The sequence below is a fragment of the Hydrogenophaga sp. genome, assembly GCF_022844385.1.
GTDB lineage: Bacteria > Pseudomonadota > Gammaproteobacteria > Burkholderiales > Burkholderiaceae_C > Hydrogenophaga.
The window spans coordinates 1-5,442 of the sequence record NZ_JALHLX010000177.1 but is presented as its reverse complement, the minus strand read 5'-3'; the positions used below and the strand labels follow the sequence as shown (position 1 = coordinate 5,442).

Annotated in this window: 6 protein-coding genes and 1 tRNA gene; all 7 read right to left on the bottom strand. The window is 62.8% G+C overall.

All coding sequences use genetic code 11. The annotated features are described in order from the left end of the window. Positions 1–77 (bottom strand) — tRNA-Pro (locus Q0C59_RS18250). A gap of 35 nt (positions 78–112) precedes the next feature. Further along, the gene (locus Q0C59_RS18245) at positions 113–568 is read right to left on the bottom strand and encodes a MerR family transcriptional regulator (protein ID WP_291218220.1); all 456 of its coding nucleotides are present in this window, start codon (positions 566–568) and stop codon (positions 113–115) included. A gap of 228 nt (positions 569–796) precedes the next feature. Next, positions 797–1,123, bottom strand: coding sequence for an integration host factor subunit alpha (locus Q0C59_RS18240; protein WP_291218215.1), 327 nt, complete (start codon positions 1,121–1,123; stop codon positions 797–799). Between the two features lie 25 nt (positions 1,124–1,148). Then, entirely contained in the window at positions 1,149–3,578 is a 2,430-nt protein-coding gene (gene pheT, locus Q0C59_RS18235) for a phenylalanine--tRNA ligase subunit beta (RefSeq protein ID WP_291218213.1), read from the bottom strand. Between the two features lie 22 nt (positions 3,579–3,600). Continuing rightward, on the bottom strand, positions 3,601–4,653 hold the full coding sequence (gene pheS, locus Q0C59_RS18230) for a phenylalanine--tRNA ligase subunit alpha (RefSeq protein WP_291218211.1): 1,053 nt from the start codon (positions 4,651–4,653) through the stop codon (positions 3,601–3,603). Between the two features lie 119 nt (positions 4,654–4,772). After that, positions 4,773–5,132, bottom strand: a complete 360-nt coding sequence (rplT, locus tag Q0C59_RS18225) for a 50S ribosomal protein L20 (RefSeq protein WP_069046248.1) — start codon at positions 5,130–5,132, stop codon at positions 4,773–4,775. 24 nt (positions 5,133–5,156) lie between these two features. Continuing rightward, the gene (gene rpmI, locus Q0C59_RS18220; protein WP_291218218.1) at positions 5,157–5,360 is read right to left on the bottom strand and encodes a 50S ribosomal protein L35; all 204 of its coding nucleotides are present in this window, start codon (positions 5,358–5,360) and stop codon (positions 5,157–5,159) included. Positions 5,361–5,442 lie beyond the last annotated feature (82 nt).

The following is a 5,442-nucleotide window of genomic DNA, read 5'->3' as shown; positions in this document are numbered from 1 at the left end:
TGGTCGGCGTGGCGGGATTCGAACTCGCGACCCCTTGCACCCCATGCAAGTGCGCTACCAGGCTGCGCTACACGCCGACAAGCCTCGAATTATAGCTGTCAAAGACAGCCTTTCAGGCTGTGTGACGAAGAAGCTCACGTATTTCGAGCAACTCGCGGCGGACCTCATGAACCAGCAGGCTCGTGCCCGCGATCACTTCGTGACTGCGCTCATTGGCAACGGCTGGCATTTCGTCGTGGATGACGGCGTCGAGATCGATCACGTCGATGGCTTCGTCCTCGTCTTCGCCGCGGCGCTTTTCCCGATCGGCCTGAACGAGTTCCTGCAACTTGTTGCGCGCGCCACTGATCGTGAAGCCCTGGTCGTACAACAGCTCTCGAATGCGGCGAATCATGAGCACCTCGTGGTGCTGGTAATAGCGCCGGTTGCCCCGCCGCTTCATGGGCCGCAACTGCGTGAATTCCTGCTCCCAGTAACGCAGCACGTGCGGCTTGACGCCACACAGTTCGCCCACTTCACCGATGGTGAAGTAGCGTTTTGCGGGAATGGGCGGGAGCGTTTTTTCCATGAAAATCAAGGCGGTACGGACCGAAGCTTGAATTTACTCTAACAAACATGGGCGTGCGCAGGGGAAGGTGGAATTCTGTGTGAAATGTTGCAAACACCACCGGACGGCGCCGAACTCGACCGCTTGGAGGCAATAGCCGACCGTCTGGCGCCCATCCGAAACGGGCGCGCAGAACCGGAGCGAGCCCGGCTATTCGGTGGCAGGGCAAAAGCCCGGGGGAAACGCGGTTCAGGCGCCGATCACGGCGGTCTGAACCTGCTCCTTGAGCTTGGGGCTCGCGTGGAAGGTAACCACGCGGCGGGCTTCGATGGCCACGGGCTCACCGGTACGAGGATTGCGACCGGGACGCGGCGCCTTCGTGCGGATCTGGAAATTGCCGAAGCCCGAAATCTTCACATCGGTGCCTTCGACCAGGCTGTCGGTCACCAGATCGAAGAAGGCGTCGATCATGTCCTTGGACTCCCGCTTGTTCAGACCGATCTGGTCAAACAGCATCTCGGCCAGTTGGGCTTTGGTCAGTGCCGGTGTTTCCAGGCTTTCAACAGCGAGTTCCATGCGGTGCTTCTCCATCCTCGTTCGGTCAGGCGCGCAGGCGGGCAGCCACACGCGTTTGCAGGGACTCGAGCGCCGCCTTGACGGTGGCCTCGATGTCTTCGTCGGTCAGTGTAGCGTCGTCGCGGTTGAGCACGAGCCGCACCGCCAGGCTTTTTTCGTCGGGCGCCAAGGTACCGGGCGTAGCACCATCTGACTGCCTCTTGGGACGGTAGACGTCGAACAGCACGACGTCGCGCAGCCATGCGCTGGCAGGCGCACGAATCGCATCGACCACCTCGGCATGGCTCACGCTTTCCTTGACCACGATGGCCAGGTCGCGTTCAACGGCCTGATGACGACCCACTGGCTGATAAACAGGAACGTCGCGAGCCAGCACCGCGTCGAGCTCCAGCTCGAACAGCACGGGCGCCTGGGCCAGCTCGTACGACTGCCGCCAGCGGGGGTGCAGCTCGCCCACATGGCCAATGCAGCGGCCCTGCAGCCACACGCTGGCGCAACGGCCGGGGTGCATGGCTGGGTGTTCGTCAGCGCGGAACTCGGGCTTCTGCGGCGCGAGCAGGGCCTGCACGTCGCCCTTGGCATCAAAGAAATCGGCAGCGCGCTCACTGGTGCCCCATTGCAGCGTGTCCACCGCGCCAAAGCTCAGGCCAGCCACGCGCATGGGCTGGTGGAACCCGGCCACGCTGGTGTCGCTATCAACCACGGACGTGTCCTTGTGGAACACGCGACCCACCTCGAACAGGCGCACGCGATCTGCGCGGCGGTCGAGGTTGAACTTGAGCACCGAAACCAGACTGCCGATCAACGACGAACGCATCACGCTCATCTGGCTGGCGATCGGGTTGAGCAGGCGGATCGGATCGTTGTTGCCGGCCAGCTCACGCTCCCAGCGTTCTTCGACAAAGCTGAAGTTGATGGTTTCCTGGTAGCCGAGCTGGGCCAACAGACGCCGTACCGCGAAGGGTCCGCGCCGGGCCTCGGGCCGGATCTTGGCGGTGATCGGTGCCAGCGGTGGTGTTTCGGGCAACTGGTTGTAGCCCACCACCCGCGCCACTTCTTCGATCAGGTCTTCCTCGATCTGGATGTCAAAACGGTAGGCCGGCGGCGTGACGGTGATGGTGCCGTCGCCCTCTTCCAAAGCCAGACCAAGCCGGCGCAATGCGCCCGCGCACTGTGCCTGCGTGAGCGGCATGCCGATGACCTTGTTCGCGCGCGCCACGCGCAACGTCACCGGTTTCGCCACCGGGAGGTTGACCACATGGTCATCCATCGGACCAACCTGGCCGCCGCAGACATCGAGCACCAGTTGCGTGATGCGTTCGATGTGCTCAACGGTCGTCGAAGGGTCCACCCCACGCTCGAAACGGTGCCCAGCGTCGGTCGAGAAGTTGTAGCGGCGCGAGCGGCCTGCAATCGCTTTGGGCCACCAGAAAGCGGCCTCGATGTAGATGTTCTGCGTGTCGTCGGACACGGCGGTCGCGTCGCCACCCATGATGCCGGCCAGCGATTCCACGGCCTGGTCATCGGCAATCACGCCCACAGACGTGTCCACCGTGACGGTGTTGCCATTGAGCAGCTTGAGCGTCTCGCCCTCACGGCCCCAGCGCACCTGCAGGCCACCGTGGATCTTGTCGAGGTCGAAGATGTGCGACGGGCGGCCCAGCTCGAACATCACATAGTTGGAGATGTCCACCAGCGGCGAGACGCTGCGCTGACCGCAACGCGCCAGACGCTCGACCATCCAGGCGGGTGTGGCGGCGCGGGTGTTGACGCCGCGCACGATGCGACCGGTGAAACGGCCGCACAAATCGGGCGCTTGCACCTGCACCGACAAACGGTCCTGCAAGGACACGGCCGCCGCCGCGAACGGGGGTTCGATCAACGGCGCGCCGGTGAGCGCGGACACTTCGCGCGCGATGCCGTACACGCTCAGGCAGTGCGCGAGGTTGGGCGTGAGCTTGAGCGTGAACAGCATGTCGTCAAGCAACAACTGTTCGCGGATGTCGCGTCCCACCACCGCATCGGATGGCAGCTCCAGCAAACCACCGTGGTCTTCGCTCAGTTTGAGTTCTCGCGCCGAGCACAACATGCCCTGGCTTTCTACGCCGCGCAGTTGACCCAGCTTGATGAGGAACGGCTTGCCATCTTCACCGGGTGGCAGCTCGGCACCCACCAGCGCGCAGGGCACCTTGATGCCCACGCGCGCATTGGGCGCTCCACAGACGATGTTGAGCAGGCTGCCCTGCCCCACATCCACCTGGCACACACGCAGGCGGTCGGCATTGGGGTGTTGCTCGGCAGACTTGATTTCGCCCACGACGATCTTGGAGAACGGCGGCGCCACAGGCTGCAGCTCTTCCACTTCCAGACCGGCCATGGTCAGGGTGTCGGCCAGTTGCTGGCTGGTCAGGGGCGGGTTGCAGAAGGCGCGAAGCCAGGATTCTGGGAATTGCATGTCGGTGTCTCAGCGCGGTGGATCAGCGGAACTGGGCAAGGAATCGGACGTCACCGTCAAAGAACAGGCGCAGGTCGTTAACGCCGTAGCGCAGCATGGTCAGGCGGTCCGGGCCCATGCCGAAGGCAAAGCCGATGTACTTCTCGGGGTCCAGGCCCATGTTGCGCACCACGTTCGGGTGCACCTGGCCAGAGCCCGCCACCTCCAGCCAGCGGCCGGCCAGCGGACCGCTCTGGAACTGGATGTCGATCTCGGCGCTGGGCTCGGTGAACGGGAAAAAGCTGGGGCGAAAACGCAGCACCAGATCGTTCGACTCGAAGAAGGTGCGGCAGAAATCGGTGAAGACGAACTTCAGGTCCTTGAAGCTCACGTTCTCACCCACCCACAGACCTTCGCACTGGTGGAACATCGGCGAGTGCGTGGCGTCGCTGTCGACGCGGTAGGTGCGGCCGGGCGCGATCACGCGAATTTCCGGCATCGGCTGACCGGCGTCCAGCGCAGCGCGGTGGCGTTTCACATGCTGCACCGCATGGCGGATCTGCATCGGGCTGGTGTGGGTGCGCAGCAAATTCGGCGCTTTTTCGCTGCCACCCTCCACGTAAAAAGTGTCGTGCATCGAACGCGCCGGGTGGTCCTCGGGCGTATTGAGCGCTGTGAAGTTGAACCAGTCGGACTCGATCTCGGGACCTTCGGCCACTTCAAATCCCATGGAGCCGAAGATCGCCTCGATGCGCTCCAGCGTGAGGCTCACCGGGTGCAAGCCACCCTGTCCACGCTGGCGTCCCGGCAGGGTCACGTCCAGCGCCTCCGCTTTCAGCTGGATCTGCAGCTCGGCATCGGCCAAAGCCTGACGGCGATCCGTCAACGCGGATTCAATCGCCTGCTTGGCCAGGTTGATCGCAGCGCCACGGGTCTTCTTCTCGTCGACCGGCAGCGCGGCCATGCCCTTCATCAGCTCGGTGATGCGGCCGGCCTTGCCCATGTACTGGGCCTTGGCGTTTTCCAGATCGGCGGGGGTGGTGGCCTGCGCAAACGCTGCGCGGGCGCTGTCGACCAGTGCGTCCAACTCGTTCATGTGTGTACTTGAATCGTTGCCAATGAAAAAAGGGGTTGAAGCCAGCGAGGGAAATCCCTCAAGCCTCAACCCCTTTGAGCGACCGGAGATCACCGCGTGAGCGGTGTCCCAGTCGTGAATCAAGCGGCCAGCTTGGCTTTGACTTGCTCCACGATGCTGCCAAATGCAGCCGGATCGTTCACGGCCAGATCGGCCAGAACCTTGCGGTCGATTTCGATCGAAGCTTTCTTCAGACCGTTGGCGAACTGGCTGTACGTCATGCCGCATGCGCGAGCACCGGCGTTGATACGGGCAATCCACAACTGACGGAAGACGCGCTTCTTGGTGCGGCGATCGCGGTAGGCGTATTGCCCAGCCTTCATCACCGCCTGTTTGGCGATGCGGAAGACGTTACCGCGGCGGCCGCGGAAACCTTTGGCCAGAGCCAGTACTTTTTTGTGTCGGGCGCGAGCCGTGACACCACGTTTGACGCGAGGCATGTGTGTTCTCCTGTTCGTCGTTGATCAAATACCCATGCCGGGCAGCATCTGTGCCATGTGACCCATGTTGGTCTCATGAACAGTGACTGATCCGCGCAGGTGGCGCTTGGTCTTGGTGGACTTCTTGGTCAGGATGTGACGTTTGAAGGCTTGGCCGCGCTTGACGGTGCCACCGGGACGAACGCGAAAACGCTTCTTCGCGCTGCTCTTGGTCTTCATTTTGGGCATCTTCATGCTCCTTTTCGTTTGTGCTCGTGAGGCGCTGCGAACCTTCCGCAGACTTGTAGGCCCCGAGCCACTTTTTATGGAA

Coding starts and splice junctions, on each gene's coding strand:
- Q0C59_RS18245 (WP_291218220.1), bottom strand. CDS start 568: ATGGAAAAAACGCTCCCGCCCATTCCCGCAAAACGCTACTTCACCATC.
- rplT (WP_069046248.1), bottom strand. CDS start 5,132: ATGCCTCGCGTCAAACGTGGTGTCACGGCTCGCGCCCGACACAAAAAA.
- pheT (WP_291218213.1), bottom strand. CDS start 3,578: ATGCAATTCCCAGAATCCTGGCTTCGCGCCTTCTGCAACCCGCCCCTG.
- pheS (WP_291218211.1), bottom strand. CDS start 4,653: ATGAACGAGTTGGACGCACTGGTCGACAGCGCCCGCGCAGCGTTTGCG.
- rpmI (WP_291218218.1), bottom strand. CDS start 5,360: ATGCCCAAAATGAAGACCAAGAGCAGCGCGAAGAAGCGTTTTCGCGTT.
- Q0C59_RS18240 (WP_291218215.1), bottom strand. CDS start 1,123: ATGGAACTCGCTGTTGAAAGCCTGGAAACACCGGCACTGACCAAAGCC.